This window comes from Halobaculum roseum, assembly GCF_019880245.1.
GTDB lineage: Archaea > Halobacteriota > Halobacteria > Halobacteriales > Haloferacaceae > Halobaculum > Halobaculum roseum.
This window is the reverse complement of the sequence record NZ_CP082286.1, coordinates 2,166,599-2,181,924: the sequence shown is the minus strand read 5'-3', so window position 1 is coordinate 2,181,924 and position 15,326 is coordinate 2,166,599. Positions and strand designations below refer to the sequence as shown.

The 15,326-nt window shown below is 72.4% G+C and carries 24 protein-coding genes; 5 read left to right on the top strand and 19 right to left on the bottom strand.

Going from position 1 to position 15,326, the window contains the following annotated elements; genetic code table 11:
• Position 1: 1 nt before the first annotated feature.
• Positions 2–397: a DoxX family protein gene (locus tag K6T36_RS11075; RefSeq protein ID WP_222921335.1), complete on the top strand. Its 396-nt coding sequence runs from the start codon at positions 2–4 to the stop codon at positions 395–397.
• A gap of 33 nt (positions 398–430) precedes the next feature.
• Here the strand turns inward: K6T36_RS11075 and K6T36_RS11070 are convergent, their stop codons facing one another.
• A complete protein-coding gene (locus K6T36_RS11070) occupies positions 431–616 on the bottom strand; it encodes a hypothetical protein (protein ID WP_222921334.1) in 186 nt (61 codons plus the stop codon).
• 184 nt (positions 617–800) lie between these two features.
• Here K6T36_RS11070 and K6T36_RS11065 point away from each other — a divergent pair, with 184 nt between their 5' ends.
• Positions 801–1,157 carry a DsrE family protein gene (locus K6T36_RS11065; protein WP_222921333.1) on the top strand — a complete coding sequence of 119 codons (357 nt, stop codon included), beginning with the start codon at positions 801–803 and terminating at the stop codon, positions 1,155–1,157.
• A gap of 135 nt (positions 1,158–1,292) precedes the next feature.
• On the top strand, positions 1,293–1,766 hold the full coding sequence (locus tag K6T36_RS11060) for a DUF6789 family protein (RefSeq protein ID WP_222921332.1): 474 nt from the start codon (positions 1,293–1,295) through the stop codon (positions 1,764–1,766).
• 64 nt (positions 1,767–1,830) lie between these two features.
• On the opposite strand, the gene K6T36_RS11055 is transcribed toward K6T36_RS11060, so the two are convergent.
• The 4 genes from K6T36_RS11055 to K6T36_RS11040 all read right to left on the bottom strand — a co-directional run bounded on the left by K6T36_RS11055 (position 1,831) and on the right by K6T36_RS11040 (position 4,926).
• The gene (locus K6T36_RS11055; protein ID WP_222921331.1) at positions 1,831–2,409 is read right to left on the bottom strand and encodes a MarR family transcriptional regulator; all 579 of its coding nucleotides are present in this window, start codon (positions 2,407–2,409) and stop codon (positions 1,831–1,833) included.
• Positions 2,410–2,538: 129 nt separating this feature from the next.
• Positions 2,539–2,682, bottom strand: coding sequence for a hypothetical protein (locus tag K6T36_RS11050; protein WP_222921330.1), 144 nt, complete (start codon positions 2,680–2,682; stop codon positions 2,539–2,541).
• A 113-nt stretch (positions 2,683–2,795) separates the two neighbouring features.
• Positions 2,796–3,533 (bottom strand): SDR family oxidoreductase, encoded by a 738-nt coding sequence (locus K6T36_RS11045; protein WP_222921329.1) that lies wholly within the window; start codon positions 3,531–3,533, stop codon positions 2,796–2,798.
• A 70-nt stretch (positions 3,534–3,603) separates the two neighbouring features.
• Positions 3,604–4,926 carry an MFS transporter gene (locus K6T36_RS11040; RefSeq protein ID WP_222921328.1) on the bottom strand — a complete coding sequence of 441 codons (1,323 nt, stop codon included), beginning with the start codon at positions 4,924–4,926 and terminating at the stop codon, positions 3,604–3,606.
• Positions 4,927–5,233: 307 nt separating this feature from the next.
• Here K6T36_RS11040 and K6T36_RS11035 point away from each other — a divergent pair, with 307 nt between their 5' ends.
• Positions 5,234–5,536 (top strand): DUF8028 family protein, encoded by a 303-nt coding sequence (locus tag K6T36_RS11035; RefSeq protein WP_222921327.1) that lies wholly within the window; start codon positions 5,234–5,236, stop codon positions 5,534–5,536.
• 98 nt (positions 5,537–5,634) lie between these two features.
• On the opposite strand, the gene K6T36_RS11030 is transcribed toward K6T36_RS11035, so the two are convergent.
• From K6T36_RS11030 to K6T36_RS10985, 10 genes are all read right to left on the bottom strand, one after another.
• Positions 5,635–6,468, bottom strand: coding sequence for a DUF8116 family protein (locus K6T36_RS11030; RefSeq protein WP_222921326.1), 834 nt, complete (start codon positions 6,466–6,468; stop codon positions 5,635–5,637).
• A gap of 128 nt (positions 6,469–6,596) precedes the next feature.
• Entirely contained in the window at positions 6,597–7,211 is a 615-nt protein-coding gene (locus tag K6T36_RS11025; RefSeq protein ID WP_222921325.1) for a DUF8054 family protein, read from the bottom strand.
• Positions 7,208–7,993 carry a nucleotide-binding protein gene (locus K6T36_RS11020; RefSeq protein ID WP_222921324.1) on the bottom strand — a complete coding sequence of 262 codons (786 nt, stop codon included), beginning with the start codon at positions 7,991–7,993 and terminating at the stop codon, positions 7,208–7,210. Before K6T36_RS11020 ends, K6T36_RS11025 begins: the two co-directional genes overlap by 4 nt.
• A 92-nt stretch (positions 7,994–8,085) precedes the next feature.
• Complete coding sequence (locus K6T36_RS11015; RefSeq protein WP_222921323.1) at positions 8,086–9,528, bottom strand: sulfatase family protein; 1,443 nt, start codon at positions 9,526–9,528, stop codon at positions 8,086–8,088.
• Positions 9,529–9,663: 135 nt separating this feature from the next.
• Positions 9,664–9,873: an HVO_0649 family zinc finger protein gene (locus K6T36_RS11010; RefSeq protein WP_222921322.1), complete on the bottom strand. Its 210-nt coding sequence runs from the start codon at positions 9,871–9,873 to the stop codon at positions 9,664–9,666.
• Between the two features lie 91 nt (positions 9,874–9,964).
• On the bottom strand, positions 9,965–10,225 hold the full coding sequence (locus tag K6T36_RS11005; protein ID WP_222921321.1) for a DUF3194 domain-containing protein: 261 nt from the start codon (positions 10,223–10,225) through the stop codon (positions 9,965–9,967).
• Positions 10,226–10,228: 3 nt separating this feature from the next.
• Entirely contained in the window at positions 10,229–10,624 is a 396-nt protein-coding gene (locus K6T36_RS11000; protein WP_222606677.1) for a prefoldin subunit beta, read from the bottom strand.
• Positions 10,625–10,869: 245 nt separating this feature from the next.
• A complete protein-coding gene (locus K6T36_RS10995; RefSeq protein ID WP_222921320.1) occupies positions 10,870–11,136 on the bottom strand; it encodes a KEOPS complex subunit Pcc1 in 267 nt (88 codons plus the stop codon).
• 10 nt (positions 11,137–11,146) lie between these two features.
• Positions 11,147–11,281: a DNA-directed RNA polymerase subunit P gene (locus K6T36_RS10990; protein ID WP_222606675.1), complete on the bottom strand. Its 135-nt coding sequence runs from the start codon at positions 11,279–11,281 to the stop codon at positions 11,147–11,149.
• A 21-nt stretch (positions 11,282–11,302) separates the two neighbouring features.
• Positions 11,303–11,581: an eL43 family ribosomal protein gene (locus K6T36_RS10985; protein ID WP_222606674.1), complete on the bottom strand. Its 279-nt coding sequence runs from the start codon at positions 11,579–11,581 to the stop codon at positions 11,303–11,305.
• Between the two features lie 156 nt (positions 11,582–11,737).
• On the opposite strand from K6T36_RS10985, the gene K6T36_RS10980 reads away from it, so the two are divergent.
• The gene (locus tag K6T36_RS10980) at positions 11,738–12,226 is read left to right on the top strand and encodes a bacterio-opsin activator domain-containing protein (RefSeq protein ID WP_222921319.1); all 489 of its coding nucleotides are present in this window, start codon (positions 11,738–11,740) and stop codon (positions 12,224–12,226) included.
• Between the two features lie 9 nt (positions 12,227–12,235).
• Here the strand turns inward: K6T36_RS10980 and K6T36_RS10975 are convergent, their stop codons facing one another.
• The 4 genes from K6T36_RS10975 to pth2 form a co-directional block, all read right to left on the bottom strand.
• Positions 12,236–13,006, bottom strand: coding sequence for a DUF2103 domain-containing protein (locus tag K6T36_RS10975; protein WP_222921318.1), 771 nt, complete (start codon positions 13,004–13,006; stop codon positions 12,236–12,238).
• 58 nt (positions 13,007–13,064) lie between these two features.
• Positions 13,065–13,439, bottom strand: a complete 375-nt coding sequence (locus tag K6T36_RS10970) for a VOC family protein (protein ID WP_222921317.1) — start codon at positions 13,437–13,439, stop codon at positions 13,065–13,067.
• A 146-nt stretch (positions 13,440–13,585) separates the two neighbouring features.
• The gene (gene truD, locus K6T36_RS10965) at positions 13,586–14,950 is read right to left on the bottom strand and encodes a tRNA pseudouridine(13) synthase TruD (RefSeq protein WP_222921316.1); all 1,365 of its coding nucleotides are present in this window, start codon (positions 14,948–14,950) and stop codon (positions 13,586–13,588) included.
• The gene (gene pth2 / locus K6T36_RS10960) at positions 14,950–15,288 is read right to left on the bottom strand and encodes a peptidyl-tRNA hydrolase Pth2 (protein ID WP_222923434.1); all 339 of its coding nucleotides are present in this window, start codon (positions 15,286–15,288) and stop codon (positions 14,950–14,952) included. Before pth2 ends, truD begins: the two co-directional genes overlap by 1 nt.
• Positions 15,289–15,326 lie beyond the last annotated feature (38 nt).

Genomic DNA, 15,326 nt, shown 5'->3' with positions numbered 1-15,326 from the left:
GATGGCCGGCGACGCACCATCCCGGCTCGGGCGGCTCATGTACGGCGGGATCCTCGCGTACATGGCGATCGACGGCTTCCGCAACAACGACAAGCGCGTGGGGATCGCCGAGGAGAAGGGCGTCCCGATGCCGGACGTCGCGGTCCCGTTCGCCACAGGGATGTTGTTCGTCGCGAACGTCGGCATCATCCTGTGGCGGTTCCCCCGCCTCGCCGCCGGCGCGCTCATCGTGTTCTTCGCGAGCACGACGCCGGTCATTCACGACTTCTGGAACCAGCAGGGCGGCGAACGCCAGGGCAACAAGATCAACTTCCTGAAGAACGTCGCGCTGATGGGCTGTGCGGTGATGCTCCTCGAGGCGGCCGAGGAGGACGCCGGCGGCGACGGGGACGCCTGAGTCGACCGCGATCCCCACGACGGCCGCGAGCGCTCAGGCGGGCCGCGCGGAGAACCGTTCGGCGATCTCCAGGGTTACGGTCGGGTCCGCCTCGAGCGCGTCGAGGCACGCCCGACAGGCCGGCCGGTTGCGGAACGACCGCGGCGGCGACGCGTCGCTCGCGCGTGCCACCGCCTCCTCGCCGGTGCAAGCCCGCCAGATCGCACATTCGACTCCCATGCCTAGAGCATTGACAACGTGTGACAATAAGGTTGCCTCCGCCGCCGCGATCGTCAGCCGACACCGCGGCGACGGTCGTTCGGTCCGGCGGACGCGAACGCCTTTATAAAAACATCGCCCGAGCGCGTCGGCGCCGCACGGCCACGGTCGAGTTTTCCGTCGGCTTGCGGTACGGTAGTTCGCCATGACGAAAGCAGCGATCATCATTCTGGCAGGAACGGACGGTCACGAGAACCTCGGTCGACTCGCGAACGGGCTGGAGGCGGCCAAGGAGTTCGCGGAGAACGAGGAGGACGAACTCGAGCTCGTCTTCGACGGCGCGGGGACGCAGTGGGTCCCGGAACTCGAGGACGAGGACAGCGACTACCACGAACTGTATCGGTCGGTTCGCGACGACACCTCCGTCTGTGACTACTGCTCGGGCGCCTTCGGCGTCGAGGACGCGGTCCAGGACGCCGGCCTCGTGACGCTGGACGAGCACGACGGCCACCCCAGCATCCGGAGCCTCGTCGACGACGACTACGAGATCATCACCTTCTAGCGCGGCGCCCCCGACCGCCGAGGGCCCGACCGGTCGGGCCGGTTGCGAACTCCTATTTCAATCCATCGCCGTAGAGCCGCGCGTGCGAACAGCCGGCGCGCCGCCTTGTCGCCGCCGAGCGAACCGTGAGCACGCATGTCGACACAGACTGAGTCCGCACACGGTACCGAATCGCCGCCGGGCAACTGGCGCGCGGGAACGCTCGCCGGGATCGCCGGCGGGATCGCGATGGGCGTGCTGGTGATCGCCATGAATCCCCCGACGATCGCGGTCGCGATCCCGTCGCTGTACGGGCTCGCGCCGCCGCCGAACCCGGGGGTCGGGATGGTGGTCCACGTCTCTCACGGCGCGGTACTCGGGGTCGCCTTCGCCGGCATCGCCGGCGCGGTCGGTCTCGACTCCGACGCGAAGGTGGTCGGCCTCGGCGTCGGCTGGGGCGTCGTCACCTGGGCGGTCCTCGCGGCGCTGGTGATGCCGGTGTGGCTGAGCGCCGTCGGGTCGCCGGCGAGTCCGCCGCTGCCCAACTTCGCGGCGCCGTCGCTGCTGTGGCACGTCGTCTACGGGCTGGTCCTCGGCGGCGTCTACGTCGCGATCGACGACGCGGTCTGAACGGCCCGCACCGGGGAGGGACACCCTCCCCGGGTCGGGCGTCCCGTTCCGATCTCCGCCGGGGCTACGACTCCCTGAACACGGTCCATTCGGTCGCCGACGCCGCCTCGGCGATCCCCTCGACCTTCTCGCGGCTCAGGTCGTCGATGCGGTCGACGCCGACGGCGGCCCACCGGAGGAACGTCTCGCGAAACCGCCGGCGAACGGTTTCGGGCGGTTCCGGGGTGTACACGTACACGTCGCCGCCGCGGTCGAGGATCTGCCGTCGCTTCTCGACGACCCCCAGATCCGCGAGGTGGTTGAGGTGGCGAGCGACGACGCTGCGGTCGTAGTCGACGCGGTCGGTCAGCTCTGCGACCGAGACCGTCCCGTGTTCCATGACACACAGACAGACGTCGAGCTCCGCCGGCGACATGCCGAACACGACCCGGAGGAGTTCGTCCAGGTCCGGCTCCGGGGGATCCCCGAAGTCGTCCGCGCGGTCGGGAGCGCCCGGCGACGGCGTGGCGTCTGTCGCGTCGTCGCCCGGCCGGCCGACGGGGGTCATCGCGGACCCGCAACACCCGACCTCGTCCCCGCCGACGGCGAGGGCGCCGCAGTCGGAACACTCGACCAGCCGGTAGGGGTCGTCGATCGTGCCCATGGTCGGCACCTCACGGAACGTGGAAAAGAATCGATCGCGGGTGGGCGACCGCGACGAGCAACCGTCCGCCGTCGCCGGTGCGCGCCAGCCGGTCGCGGTCGCCCGCGACTGGTCCGCGGTCCGGGGACGCTATTCGTCGCCGCCGTCGGCGACGATGCGGACGTCCTCGGCCGCCTCGAACTCGTCCTCGAACTCGGCTTCCCCGTCGCGTTCCTCAGGTTCCTTCGGGAACTCGTACTCGCCTTCGGCTCTGTAGCGTTCGAAGTGGCACATCGGGGATCACCCGTGTGATCTAATGACGTGGTCGGAGTTAACAGTTGTTTCTATCAGATCCGGCGGCAGTCTCGGGGCGGCGTGAGCAGCGGCGAACGACCGCGCCGGGCGCCTCACCACCCGGAGAACTTATCGCGTCGGTACAGGTCGAGTTCGCTCACGGTATCGGTACCCTCCTGGGAGAGACAAAAGCGGATGCCGTCCGCGATGGCTCCCGGGTCCGTCACGTCCTCGGAGTCGAACTGCTCCTCGAAGGACGCCCCCTGCTCGCTGGCGAACTCGGTGCGCACCTCGGTGGGGTTGACGACGCTGACGGCGACGCCGTCGGGACCGACGCTGCCCTCGAGACTGTGGGCGAAGCCGCGGACCCACCACTTGCTCGCGGCGTACACCGGGTTACCGGGGCGGGGGTACTCGCCCGCGAAGCTGGCGACGAACACGAGCGTCCCGTCGGACTCGCGGAGGTGCGGGAGCGCCGCCCGCGCCGTGTGAAAGGCGCCGTCGACGTTGACGCCCATCATCGTGCGGTAGTCGTCGATCGACATCGAGTCGAGGTCGCCGTCGAGGCCGACGCCGGCGTTGACGACCACGCCGTCGAGCCCGTCGAGCGCCTCCGCGGCGCCCTCGACGAACGCCTCGACCCGCTCGCGCTCGGTCACGTCGACGGCGGTCGCCTCGACGCGGACGCCGTGTTCGGTCTCCAGTTCGGCCGCGAGGTCGGCCAGCCGGTCCTCGCGTCTGGCGCCCAGCGCCAGGTCGACGCCCGCCGCCGCGAGCGTCCGCGCCGTCGCCGCGCCGATGCCCGAACTCGCGCCCGTGATCGCGACCGCGTCGCCGTCGATGTCACGCATGGACGGGCGGTCGGCCCCGGAGGGCAAAAGTCGGTCGGCGGCGCGGCGATCGTTCGTCCCGACGACCCCGTCAGTCGTCCGCGGGAACGCCGGCTCCCGTACCGGCGCCGGGGACCGCCGGGCGGCTCTCGGCGACGCGGAGCGAGACGACCGCGGCCGCCGCCAGCGCGAGCACCGACGCCGCCGCGAACGCCGTCGGGTAGCCCGCGACCGTGGCGACGGCGCCGACGCCCAGCGGGCCGACGACGCCCCCGACTGACCGCGCGGTCGAGGCCAGCCCCATCAGCTCGGACTCGCGGTTCTCCGGCGCCACGTCGCCGACGAACGCGACCGACCCGGTCCACATCGCGGAGAACGCGACCGCGAGCGTGACGTAGCCGAGCGCGACGACGCCGGCGGCCGCGAGCCCGCCGGGCGCGAACACCGCCGCCGCCGCGACGAGGCCGAAGACGGCCGAGCCGGCCATCCCGAGCGTGATCATCGGCTTGCGCCCCCGCTCGTCGACGACGCCGCCGAGGTAGTACATCAACGCGGTCTGTGAAACGGGGTTGAACGCCAGCACCGCGCCCATCCACGCCTCCGGGAGCCCCAAGGTCGCCACGATGTACACGGGCATGAGCGCGCCGACGCCCGAGACGGTCGCCTGCCGAGCCGACAGGCCGAGGTAGAGCCAGCCGAGCCCGTTCGTCGAGAGGTGACCGCGCTCGCCGGCGGCGGGCAGCAGCCGCGACCGGATCTCCCGCGGAAGCGACTCCGCGTCGGGGTCCGGCGTCGCGTCGCCGGGGTCGACGAGCGCGACGGCGACGGTCGCCGACAGCGAGACGGCCGCGACGACGACGTACACGTCGCCGGGGACGAGCGCGCCGAGGAGCAGCCCCGAGGTGAACTGGCCGGCGCCCGACCCCGCGGCGGTGAAGGCGTTGTAAGAGCCGACGGACTTCCCGCGACCGCCGGGACCGCCGCGCTCGGAGGCGACCGTCAACATCAGCGGTCCGAATCCGGCGATGAAGACCGCGTACAGCCCCCGCACGAGCACCTGAATCCACACTGGGTCGACAGTGACGGGGAGCACCGCCGAGGCGGCGGCCGCGACGGCGTCGACGGCGATCAGCGGCGTGAGCGCGAGCGTCGCGCCGAGGCCGGTAGCGACGAGGATCAGCTTCCGGCGACCGGTCACGTCCGCGAACGCGCCCCAGACGGGCGCGAACAGGATGATGCCGAGCGAGAACGCGGTCGCGAGCAGCGACACCTCGAGCGCCGACCCGGTTCGCCCGACGTGGACCGCCAGCGACGTGCCGAGGAGGGCCCCCGCGGTGACTCGCGTGACCGCGGCGAGTCCGACCAGCGCCGTCCCGCGATCGATGCGGGGGCGACGCGCGGCGGGGAGATTCATACGAATCGAAACACTCCGTCCGCCCAAAGCCCTCGCGTCGCGGCGGACATCGCCGCAAAGCGTGCGCTTCGACCGCACGAACCGTGCGGTTCGAACCCGGACGGCGGCGACCCGGGTAGTCCCACGATAACGCCCTGAGAGAAGCCGATGAATAGTCTAACCGTCTAAGAAACAGTCGTGAATCGACCGTCTCTCCCCTCGACCGCGGCGCGAACGGTCGTGAACGGCCCGTGAACCGAGCGAAGCGCCGCCAACGGTCTGGCGACTATACGTGGTCCCGGTTCCACGTACCGGGTACGCCCAACCTATGTCCACGACCGACCGAACACCCTCCGTCCGCTTCCCCGACGCCGACGACGTGTCGGCACCACAGCTCGCCCGCCGAACGGCCGCCTCCGCGAGCGCGGCGTTCGACGGGGCCGTCCGCGTCGGCGAGACGGTCGCCTTCTGGCTGGCCGCCCTCCTCCCGCTGGCGTACCTCCCGGCGCTCGTCTCGGGCGCCGCCTCGACGCGACCGCTCCTCCTCGCGGGCCTGATCCTCGCACACGCGGCCTCGCTGGCGCTGGGGCGCGGATACGCGACCGACGCGAGCGATCCGGCCGGGCGCTGACCGGACGACGCCCCCGGTTCGGTCCCCGCTCCCCGCGCGGTCCCGTTCTGTCTCCGGTCCCCGCTCTCCACCCTCCACTCGATCGCTTCCGACCGCAGTCACTCCCGGCTCGCGCGTTCGAGTCGCCGCCGCTCCTCTCGAAGGATCCGCTCCCACACGCCGAACAGCGCCGAGTTCAGCCGGTAGCTCGCGTCGACGTCCCTGACCCACGCGTCGTCGAGGAACAGCAGGCGCTGGAACCGCCGCACGTCGGGGGAGAGACTCGCACGGCGGCCGGTGTAGTACGCCGCGGACTCCCGAACCGTGCGCTCGATCAGGTCCTCGGGCACCGCGATCCCGGCGGCGTCGGCGACGTGCGCGAACCACTCCGTGTGCAACACGGCGTCCGCGAGCACGAACGACCGTTCGAACGCCTCGAAGCCGCCCGGATCGCGCACCGACGCGACCGCGTCGGCGCCGACCGAGAGCCCGGACGGGGCGGTGTACTCTGGTTCTCGTGCCCGTGTCCGCGACGCGGCGGCCCGCCGGTCGCCGTCACCGTCACGGTCGCCGTCAGCGACGGCGGTGGCGACGCCCTCCCGGAACGGCGCCGCCACCCGCCGGAGGCGACGCGCCGCCAGCGCGACCGGGCCGGCCAGCGCGAGGCGGTACCACCGCGGCGTGTACGCCAGGAACGGCCGGCCGAAGGCCGCGTCGCCGAGGTACGTCGCGGCGACCACCCTCGACGCCGCCGGCGACAGGTCCGTCCGCCCCCCGCGCAGCGCGGCGACCGTCTCAGACGGTTCGGCGACAGGGTCCGCGCCTGTCGCGTCCGCCCCGTCGCGGTCGAAGTCCATGCCGTCGGCGACGCGGTCGGTATACTCGGCGCCCGCGCGGTACCACTCGGCGAAGTCCGCAACGTCGCGGGCCGAAAGCAGTCGCAGGAGGGTCACGGGAGGGTCACTGCCGGAACCAGGAGTTCGGCCACCGTAGCTCGGTCGGTTGCTCTGTGGTCCGGTCGCTCCGTGGGCCGGGTGTTCCGCGGGCCGGGTGCGCCGCGGTTCGGTGCTCCGCGATCCGGCTACTCCGCGAGCTGGTCGCCCAGGTCCCACTCCTCCGCCCGGGCCCGTGCCTCCGCCCGCGCCTCCCGACGAACCGCCTCGACGCGCTCCTCGTCGGCGAGAAACGCCGCCAGCGCGTCGTGGTCGCCCGCCGCGTCGCGGCGCTCTGCCGGCGCGGCCTCGCGGGTTCGCTCGGCGAGCGCGTCGTCGCCCGCGAGCTCCCGGGCGGGCGCGCCGGGCGCGACGCGGAACGGGTCGCTCCCCTCGACCTCCGTGTCGTGCAGCGACGCCAGCGCCTCGGCGGGGAGCCGGTAGCGCTCCACCCGCACGGGCGTCGTCCCCGCGAGCGCCGCCAGCGCCGCCGGACCGTCGGCGTCGTCGGCGTCGGCGCCGGCGTTGCCGGCGTCGTACGCCAGGACGGGGACCCCGGATTCGACCGTGATCACGGCCTCGCTCCCGCCGACACCCAGCAGCGCGTCGCCGGGTTCCAGCCGGAGGTAGCCGGTCAGTCGGTCGTCGAGCGCCCTCGCCAGCGGGGCGGCGAAGTCGGCGGCGACGCGGGCGCCCACGAGGTCGCCGTCGGGGAGTCGCTCGCGTATCGGGGCGGCCGCGTGGGCATCGGGCTCGCCGGTCATGGCCGCTCGGGGACGACCGCGCTCCGGAACCGGTCGGCCACGTCGCCGGCGGCCTTCGGCTCGGGGTCGATCCCGGCGGCGGCCGCGCGGTAGGCCGCGGCGGCGTCGCTGTCGGGCGCGTGCGCGAGGAGGGGTTCGCCGGCGTCGCGGGCCGCCCGTGCGGCGTCGCTGTCGGGGACCGAGCCGAGCGTCGACCCCTCGAAGTAGCGCTCGGCCTGGTCGCCGACGGAGCCGAGGTCGCCGCGGACCTTGTTGAACAGGACGCCCGCGATCCCCGTGCCGTAGGAGGCGGCGTACTCCTGCACCTTCAGCGCGTCCGAGAGCGCGGGGATGGTGGGCTGGGTGACGACGACCACGCGGTCGGCGAGGACGATCGGGAGGACGGCCGACTTCGAGGCGAGCGTCGCCGGCGAGTCCAACAGGAGCACGTCGGTGTCGGCGGCGAGCTCGGCGACCACCTCCCGGAGCCGGGCGGGGTCCGAGCGCTCGAACGCCGCGAGGCTGGTGCCGCAGGGGACGACCCGCATACCGTGGCGCTCGTACGTCGCATCGGCCACGTCGACGGCGGCGCCGTCGGGACCGCTCGCGTCCGGCGCGAGCAGGTCCTGAAGCGTGACCGGCGCGTCCGCGAGCCCGGCGTGAAACAGGAGGTTCGCCATGCCGGTGTCGGCGTCGACGACGGTCACGTCGTACCGCCGTGCGAGCGCCATCCCGAGCGCGAGCGTGGTGGTGGTCTTGCCGGTGCCACCCTTCCCGCTCGCCACCGCGAACGCCTCGACCATACTCCCGCTGGCTCGGGTTCGTACAAATACGTTCGGGTCTCCGCACGTGAAAACTACCGGTCATCGGTAGCCGAGGACGCCGGGGCGGCGATTCAGCGGTAGCCGAGCGCGTCGAGGCGGCGTCCGATCTCGTCTGGCACCTCGTCCCCCTCGTCGCCGCGGTCGCCGTCGGCATCCGCGGCGTCGCCGGCGTCGGGGAGGAGCGCGAGCCGGTCGTCGGCCGCGCGTTCGATATCGCGCATCGTCTCGCGCGGGACCGCCGAGCGGTCGACGGGCTCACGCTCTCCGGGGTCGCGCTCGCGGTCGAACACCCGGACCCCGCCGTCCGGCTCGCGGATGTACGTCCACTCCCGGGTTCGGGCCGAGACCAGCGGCGTGCCGTCCCCGAGCCGGCGCGGGATGGGCTGGCTCGTCACCGACTCCCCACGCAGGGCGAGGGAGGTGACCGGCTCGCGTTCGGGCGGGACTGCGTCGGTGACCGTCGGCAGGAGGCTCTCGCCGGCGAACGCGGCCGGCGGCTCGACGCCGAGCGCGTCGCAGACGGTCGGGGGAACGTCGCGCAGGGGCACCGGCGACGATTCGCGGCGGGCGGGGGCGTCGGGATGGTCGACGACGAACGGAACGCGGACGAGCTCGTCGTACAGCTTCGGGTAGTGCGCGAGGTGGCCGTGGTCGAGGAACTCCTCGCCGTGGTCGCCGGCGAGGACCACCGTCGTCTCATCCCGCAGGCCGGCCGCCGAGAGCTCTTCGAGGACGCGCTCGACGGACTCGTCGACCTGCCGGGCCGCGGCGTCGTACAGCGCCCGCAGGGTTCGGAGGGTTCCCTCGTCGACCTCCTTGCCGAGCCCGGCACGGAGGTGTCCCAGCAGCGTCTGGAACGACCCGACCTCGCCGTCGGTGACCGCGCGGACGTGCCGCGGGGCGGGGACGTACGGGGTGTGGGTGTCCATGTAGTGGAGCCACAGGAAGAAGGGGCGGTCGTCGTCGGCCGCGGCGTCGTCGACGGCGTCGAACGCCCGGCGTTCGAGCGCGTGGAGGTGGGAGGTGTCGACCGCGTGGCGCCGCTCGTGTCCGCGCAGCTTCGCGGCGGCGTTGCCGAGGGGCCAGCCGAGGTACTGCACCCAGCCGTTGACCGTCGGATGGGTCGTGAGGAAGCGCCCGACCGGGGTACGGGCGCCGTCGAGGAACGACTCGAAGGCGTCGAAGCCGCGGTCGTAGCCGTAGTACTCCGTCAGAAAGCCGTTCCCCGCGTTGACGCCGGCGGTGCGCACGCCCGCGGCCGACAGCGACTCCGCGAGCGTCGGGTCGGTTGCCGGCCCCGGCGTCGACGCGTCGGCGAACACCGGGCGTGCCCCGAGGAGGTCCGGGAACGAGAAGGGGGTCCAGTTGCCGCCCGCGACGGCCGTCTCGAAGGCCGTCCCGCGGCGGGCGAGCTCGCGAAGCGTCGGCGTGTGGGGCCCGAGCGCGTCGGCGCGCAGCGAGTCGACCGTGATCAGGAGGACGCCGCGTGACGGCGAGTCGCCTGCGGGTGTCACGAGCGCCCTTGGACGGAACCGCGCGTAAGCGTTACTATCGCCGCGAACCGGCCCGGAACCGATCGATCGCCGGCTCGACGGGCGACCGATCGGTCGACCTCGATCCCGACGGCCACCCCCCGCCGCCGACCCCGACTACCTCGCGCCGTCGAACCGGAGCACGCGCGTGTCGATCGCCGCACAGCGCGGACAGCTGTGCCGGTAGACGAGCTGTTGCTCGCGGTATGCGGTCTGCCAGTCGCCGCCGTCGTCGGTGTAGCCGCACTCCGGACAGGTTGGCGCCTCGCGGAGGCGGTCGCGGTACACGTCGAGTGCGGTCGTGCCGGCGCTTCGTCTGGCTGCCATGTGGTAGCATACCACCCGATCGAGAATAAACGTTCGTATCAGATACACGTCAATACGGGCGAGCGGCGGTCGAACGAACGGATCGAGGGGCCTACGCGAGCCCGAACAGCTCGTCGACGGCGTCGCGGGCCGCGCGGGCGGCCTCGTCGGCCACCTCGTCGGCGTCCGCCTCGGCGTCGGCCGGCGGATTGACGTACACGTCCACGTCGAGGACGCCGTCCTCGAAGGAGACGGTCACGTCGAAGTCACGGAGATCAGACTGTCGATACCGCGCGAGCACGACCCCTTCGGCCGCCTCGGAGGCGGTCTCGACGACCTCCTCGTCGGTCGGCTCGGGGCGGTCGTCGCTCACGGCTTACGCGCCGCCGGCGCCGCCGGGACCCATGCCCGCCGGGCCGCCGCCCGCGCCGCCCTGCAGCATCTGCTGGAGCTCCTCCTGAAGCTCCTCGAACTGCTGCTGGACCTTCTCCTCCTGGGAGTCGAAGCGCTCGGCGCGCATCTCGAGGGTGTCGACCTTCTCCTCGAGGTCGTCGTAGGCGGTCTCGTAGTCGGTCTCGACGAGGATCTCGCCGACCTCGCGGTACATCGTCGAGTCCTCGTCGATGTCCTCCATCGCGTCCAGCGCGGACTGCGCCTCCGTCAGCGAGGTCTGCGTGGACTGTTTCTGTTCGGCGAGCTGCTGGGCCTGCTCCTGAAGGTCCTGCAGTTCCTCGATCTTCTCTTGAGCTTCCGGCGGCAGATTACCCTGCATACACGGGCAGTTGGGCTTCGGGGTGAAAAGCCCGGTCATTGGGAGCGAGGCGTGAAAGAGCGAGCGAAGCGAGCGACTGAACGCCTCGTGAACGGCGGCGAGGTCTCCGGGCCGAGCCGCCCACGGCCGTGAGCGGTGCGGTCAAGTGAGTGAGCCCTCGGCGCGAGCGGCGAACGGAATGGCCGTGCGCGTCGCGAACGGCGCCGGCGCGCCGTCAACGACCGGGAGCCTCCTCCGAGGGTCGCTTACCGCTCCGCCGTCGCCGCCACCGTCTCGGCCGTCTCGACGAGCCGGGTCCAGGTGTTGACGCCGGCCCGGAGCGCGACGAGGTCGCGCGCGCGCACGGTCACCTCGACGGTGTCGCCCGCGCGGTCGACGGCGGCCGTCGACCGGTCGTCGTCGATGTCGCCGACCTCGACGGCGATCGCCCCGTGGACGGTCCGGGCGCGCCGCTGGTCGGGGTACGGAAAGCGAAGGACCGCGCGGTGGTCGTACGCGTCGGGTGCGGGCACGGCGCCCGGGTCAGGAAACGTCGACTTCCTTCACGTCGGGCGCGCGCTCCTTGAGGAGCACGCGGTGTCCGCAGTACGGACAGCGCACGCCGCCGTACTCGTCGAGCTCGACGTCGCGCTTGCACCGGGAACACTTGTAGCTCATCTGTGTGAGAGGATCGGGGGGTTACTCGTCGTCGCTCTCGTCTTCGAGGGCGGCGCGGATGCTGCGCCGCACCGAGCGACCGCCCGGCGTCTGCGGCCGGTAGGCGCCGCCGGTGAACGTCTCGCCGGTCTCCTCGTTGACCCACACGCCGGTGCCGATGCGCTTGACCGAGTCGCCGTCGACGGTGGCGTTCTCCATCTCTGCCTCGATGTCCGACACGCGCTTTCGGGCGACGCGCCCGTATCGCGCGCCGAAGCGGCCGGCGCTGCCGACCTTCCGCGCCTTCTGCTGTTCAGCCATATGAACGCGACTTCGCCGTTGGGCGTCAAAAACCCCGCGAATTCCGCCCGTCGTCGTCGACGGTCGAGGCGGCCCGTCCCGGGAGCCCTCCTCGGGGACACCGTGGCACACCTTTATCTCCGTGGATGGTCGGTACTCTGATAGGAGACCGCCGGAATGCTCATCGCCGAATTCACGCTGTCGACGCCAGTCCTCCGCGACGCCCTCGCGGCCGCGCCCGAGGTGACGGCCGACCTCGAGCGGACGATCGAGGGGGACACCACGCGCATCGAGTTCTTCGCCCGCGGCGACGACCTGACACGCTTCGAGGACGCACTCGCCAACGACGAGTCCGTCGAGGACGTGCGCGTGCTCGGCGAGGGACCGGACTTCCGGTTCTACCGAGCGACGCTCGCGCCCGAGACGACCCAGCGGACCGCATCCCACGTGTTCGCCGACACCGGCGCCCGCCCGGTGTCCGCCAGCGGCGACCACACGGGATGGGACTTCCGCGTGCAGTTCCCCGACCGCGAGGCGCTGGCGGCCTACCGCGACAGCTGCCGCAAGCGGAACGTCTCGTTCACGCTCCACGCCCTGTACGAGCGCGCCGACCCGCGCGCGGAGGCCGACGAGTACGGGCTCGCCGGCGATCACGGGACGGTCTGACGCCGGGCGCTACCGCCCCCCGCCCTCCGCGAACCCCGACTCCTGGAGCACCTCGTTCAGGTCGTCGCGCACCCGCTCGCCCGTCTCGCGGTCGCCGGCGGTCGTGACGACGCGATTTTCCTGCACGCTGGAGCCGTCACGCAGGAGCAGCCGGACGTTCCCGTGCTCGTCGGCGCGGGTCACCTTCGCGCGCAGGCCCGTGCGCGACCCGGAGCCACCGGCGTCGATGGGGCCGGGGATCACCTTCTTGACGTGCGGGTGCTCGGCGGCCGCGAGGATCGCCTTCATCCCGGTTCGCTCGCCGATGAGCGTCGAGTGCGAGCCGCCGATCTTCGCCTCCGCCGGCGCGTCGACCACCTCTAGCGCCGGTTCGCCGCGGCGGGCGAGCACGGCGCCGACGGGGTCCTCGTCGGGGACGCGGTAGAACTCGTAGTGCAGCTGCGCGCGGGCCTCCCGCAGCGGCTCGCGCTCGCCGGCGGCGTACACCGTCTCGGGGCGCTTGCGCCGTACCTCGTCGGCGACGCGGCCGGCGAAGTTCCGGAGCTGCACCTTCGCGGTGCGCTCGCCGTCGTCGGGGACGGTCGTGACCGTCGTCTCCCCGAGCACCAGCGACGCGGGGTCGAAGTCGTCGGGCGGGTGTTCGGGCTCGAAGCCGAGCATCGTGAGCGTCGCGCGGTCGGCCCCGAACTCGATCACGACGCTCTCGCAGTTGGCGGTGTCGCAGGCGAGACAGTAGTCCCCGGGCTTGCGAAGGGACGAGCCGCACCGCCGGCAGTTCATTACCGTCGGAAGGGACGGCGCGAGGATAAGCCCGTTCGTTCGCCCCGTCGACGGCCGGTCAGGTCGTCGCGATCTCGACGAGGTTGCCGTCGGGGTCGCGGACGTACACCGACGTGATCGGCGCCACCGCGCCGGTTCGCTCGACCGGCCCCTCGACGATCTCGATCCCGCGCTCGCGGAGTTCGGCCTCGACGGTCTCGATCGGCGTCTCCGTCAGCAGACAGAAGTCGCCGGCGCCGACGGTCGGCTCGGCCGCGACGGGCGTCACGTCGCCGTCGGTCGGGTGGAGGTTGATCTTCTGGTCGCCGAAGCGGACCGCCTTCCGGTCGTCGCCGAAGGTCACGACCTCCGCCCCCAGCGACTCGTAGAAGTCACAGCTCGCGCTCACGTCCGAGACGGTGAGCACGAAGTGGTCGATCGCCGCCGCGTTCATCGTCGGTCCTCCGCCGCGTCGAGGTGGCGCGTCATGGGCGTCGTTCGACGGTCCGCGCGAAATAGGTCCGGGTCGGGGAGAACCGGGGCGTCCTCACCGCAGGGTAGTTCTAGAGCCGCTCCGGATCGCACACCGCCGCGGCTGTCCTAGAGCCGCTCCGGATCGCACTTCATGTACTCCCGAAGCACCGCCGTCGCGTACGACCCCGACGGCAGCGCGAACTCGAACACCGGGTCGCCATCCTCCGCCGAGACCGTCAGGTCGGTCGGGAGCAGGATCGCCCGACGGGTGCCCGTGGAGGCGAACTCCCCCGGCAGCTCGAAGTCGCCCGGATCCACGTCGAGGTCGCGGAGGATCTCGCGTTCGATCTCGCCGGGCTCGCCGTCCGCGAGGGCCGTCTCGGTGCCCACCAGCGGCGCGGTGACGAACGCCCGCCCGCGCTCGCAGTGGCGCGCGAGCGTGTCGACGCGCCCCTCGGTCGCCCGCTGGAGCCGGTCCATGTCGGGCTTCGGGAACGCGGTGTCCCGCTCGACGAACGCGACCACGTCGCCCGCGACCGGGCGATCGAACGGCAGCCCGCGGCGCAGGCGCTCGGAGAGGATCCGGTTGAACACGTACGACTGCGCGGCGTTGACGAACAGCCGCTGGAGGTTCGACGGGACCGCCTCCAGCGCCTCACGCCAGTCGGCGCCCTCGTCGAGCCGGTGGAGCATCGAGCGCTCGTAGCGCAGGCGACCGGGCATCGCCTCGAGCGCGGCGCTCCAGTCCGGGCTGTCGGCGTCCGCCTGGTCCTCGACGACCTCGCGGGCGCGCTGGGAGTCCTCCGGCTCGGTGTCGTACGGGTTGCCGCAGTAGGCGAGCACCGCGCCGCGCCAGTCGCCGCGGATCGCCGCGAGGCCGACCTCGTGGGTGATCGGCCGGCGGCTCCCGAAGCGCTGGTGGCCGAAGTAGTTCGGCACCGCGATCTCGACCGCCGTGTCGTCGGCGGCAACGTTGCTGTCGCCGGCGGCGGCGCTGTCGCCGGCGGCGAACGCCCGCAGGTCGCGGGTGATCGGATCGGGGTCACCCGCCGTCTCGCGGATCCGGATCGCGAACTCGTTGCCCGCGAGGTCGCCGAAGGTGAGGTCGCGCCCGACCCGCCCGAGCACCTCGATGTCGGCGCCGTCGAGGTCCGGGATCTCCTCGGGGTCGGCGTCGCGGACCGTGAACAGCTGCGTCGTGACGGCGTGTTTGTCCTTCGTGCCGGCCCACGAGACGCGCTCGCGGCTGGCGCCGATCGCGTTCGACAGCGCGCTCGCGAAGTCGTTGGTGTCCCAGCGGCGGAGGGTCGCCCGCAGGAGGAGGAAGGGGTACGATCCCTCGTGGGCGTCGAGCGGTTCCGGGTCCATCCGCTCGCGCTCGCGGACGCGGAAGTCCTCGGGGGCGACGCGGAGGCGGCCGCCGATCCCGTCGGCGTCGCTGACGTAGAAGTCGACGCCCGTGGCGCGCTCGCGGGGATGGGCCTCCCGCATCAGTACAGCGAGAGGTCGCCGGTCACCTTGTCGACGATCGACTCCTCGCCCGGGCCGACCGCCAGCGTGGTGACGGTTCCGGGGTCGAGCTGTGTGTGCCCGGCGTCGCGGATGACCGCGTGTGGGAGCCCCTCGCGCTCGGCGCGGTCGGCCAGCTCGAAGATCTGCGACTCGCCGGCGGCCTTGAGGACGACCTTCTTCTGTCCCTCGCCCTTCCACGCCTTGCGCGCCTTCGTCCCGGTGTCCTCGTAGGCCGACAGCGACGCGTGGGCGACCTGCGCGGCCAGCTTCCCCGTCCCCATCCCGAGGTCGGTGCGGACGACGATGGCCTGCTTCATGCTCATACCCCGCGTGCGGGGAGCGCGACCGAAAGGGT

Excerpts from the sequence above, each read along its gene's own strand:
- K6T36_RS11065 (WP_222921333.1), top strand. The coding sequence starts at position 801 with ATGACGAAAGCAGCGATCATCATTCTGGCAGGAACGGACGGTCACGAG.
- K6T36_RS11000 (WP_222606677.1), bottom strand. The coding sequence starts at position 10,624 with ATGCAGGGTAATCTGCCGCCGGAAGCTCAAGAGAAGATCGAGGAACTG.
- K6T36_RS10980 (WP_222921319.1), top strand. The coding sequence starts at position 11,738 with ATGCTCATCGCCGAATTCACGCTGTCGACGCCAGTCCTCCGCGACGCC.
- truD (WP_222921316.1), bottom strand. The coding sequence starts at position 14,950 with ATGCGGGAGGCCCATCCCCGCGAGCGCGCCACGGGCGTCGACTTCTAC.
- K6T36_RS11035 (WP_222921327.1), top strand. The coding sequence starts at position 5,234 with ATGTCCACGACCGACCGAACACCCTCCGTCCGCTTCCCCGACGCCGAC.
- K6T36_RS10975 (WP_222921318.1), bottom strand. The coding sequence starts at position 13,006 with ATGAACTGCCGGCGGTGCGGCTCGTCCCTTCGCAAGCCCGGGGACTAC.
- K6T36_RS11045 (WP_222921329.1), bottom strand. The coding sequence starts at position 3,533 with ATGCGTGACATCGACGGCGACGCGGTCGCGATCACGGGCGCGAGTTCG.
- pth2 (WP_222923434.1), bottom strand. The coding sequence starts at position 15,288 with ATGAAGCAGGCCATCGTCGTCCGCACCGACCTCGGGATGGGGACGGGG.
- K6T36_RS10985 (WP_222606674.1), bottom strand. The coding sequence starts at position 11,581 with ATGGCTGAACAGCAGAAGGCGCGGAAGGTCGGCAGCGCCGGCCGCTTC.
- K6T36_RS11050 (WP_222921330.1), bottom strand. The coding sequence starts at position 2,682 with ATGTGCCACTTCGAACGCTACAGAGCCGAAGGCGAGTACGAGTTCCCG.
- K6T36_RS11020 (WP_222921324.1), bottom strand. The coding sequence starts at position 7,993 with ATGGTCGAGGCGTTCGCGGTGGCGAGCGGGAAGGGTGGCACCGGCAAG.
- K6T36_RS11040 (WP_222921328.1), bottom strand. The coding sequence starts at position 4,926 with ATGAATCTCCCCGCCGCGCGTCGCCCCCGCATCGATCGCGGGACGGCG.
- K6T36_RS10970 (WP_222921317.1), bottom strand. The coding sequence starts at position 13,439 with ATGAACGCGGCGGCGATCGACCACTTCGTGCTCACCGTCTCGGACGTG.
- K6T36_RS11010 (WP_222921322.1), bottom strand. The coding sequence starts at position 9,873 with ATGGCAGCCAGACGAAGCGCCGGCACGACCGCACTCGACGTGTACCGC.
- K6T36_RS10990 (WP_222606675.1), bottom strand. The coding sequence starts at position 11,281 with ATGAGCTACAAGTGTTCCCGGTGCAAGCGCGACGTCGAGCTCGACGAG.
- K6T36_RS11070 (WP_222921334.1), bottom strand. The coding sequence starts at position 616 with ATGGGAGTCGAATGTGCGATCTGGCGGGCTTGCACCGGCGAGGAGGCG.
- K6T36_RS11075 (WP_222921335.1), top strand. The coding sequence starts at position 2 with ATGGCCGGCGACGCACCATCCCGGCTCGGGCGGCTCATGTACGGCGGG.
- K6T36_RS11055 (WP_222921331.1), bottom strand. The coding sequence starts at position 2,409 with ATGGGCACGATCGACGACCCCTACCGGCTGGTCGAGTGTTCCGACTGC.
- K6T36_RS11025 (WP_222921325.1), bottom strand. The coding sequence starts at position 7,211 with ATGACCGGCGAGCCCGATGCCCACGCGGCCGCCCCGATACGCGAGCGA.
- K6T36_RS11060 (WP_222921332.1), top strand. The coding sequence starts at position 1,293 with ATGTCGACACAGACTGAGTCCGCACACGGTACCGAATCGCCGCCGGGC.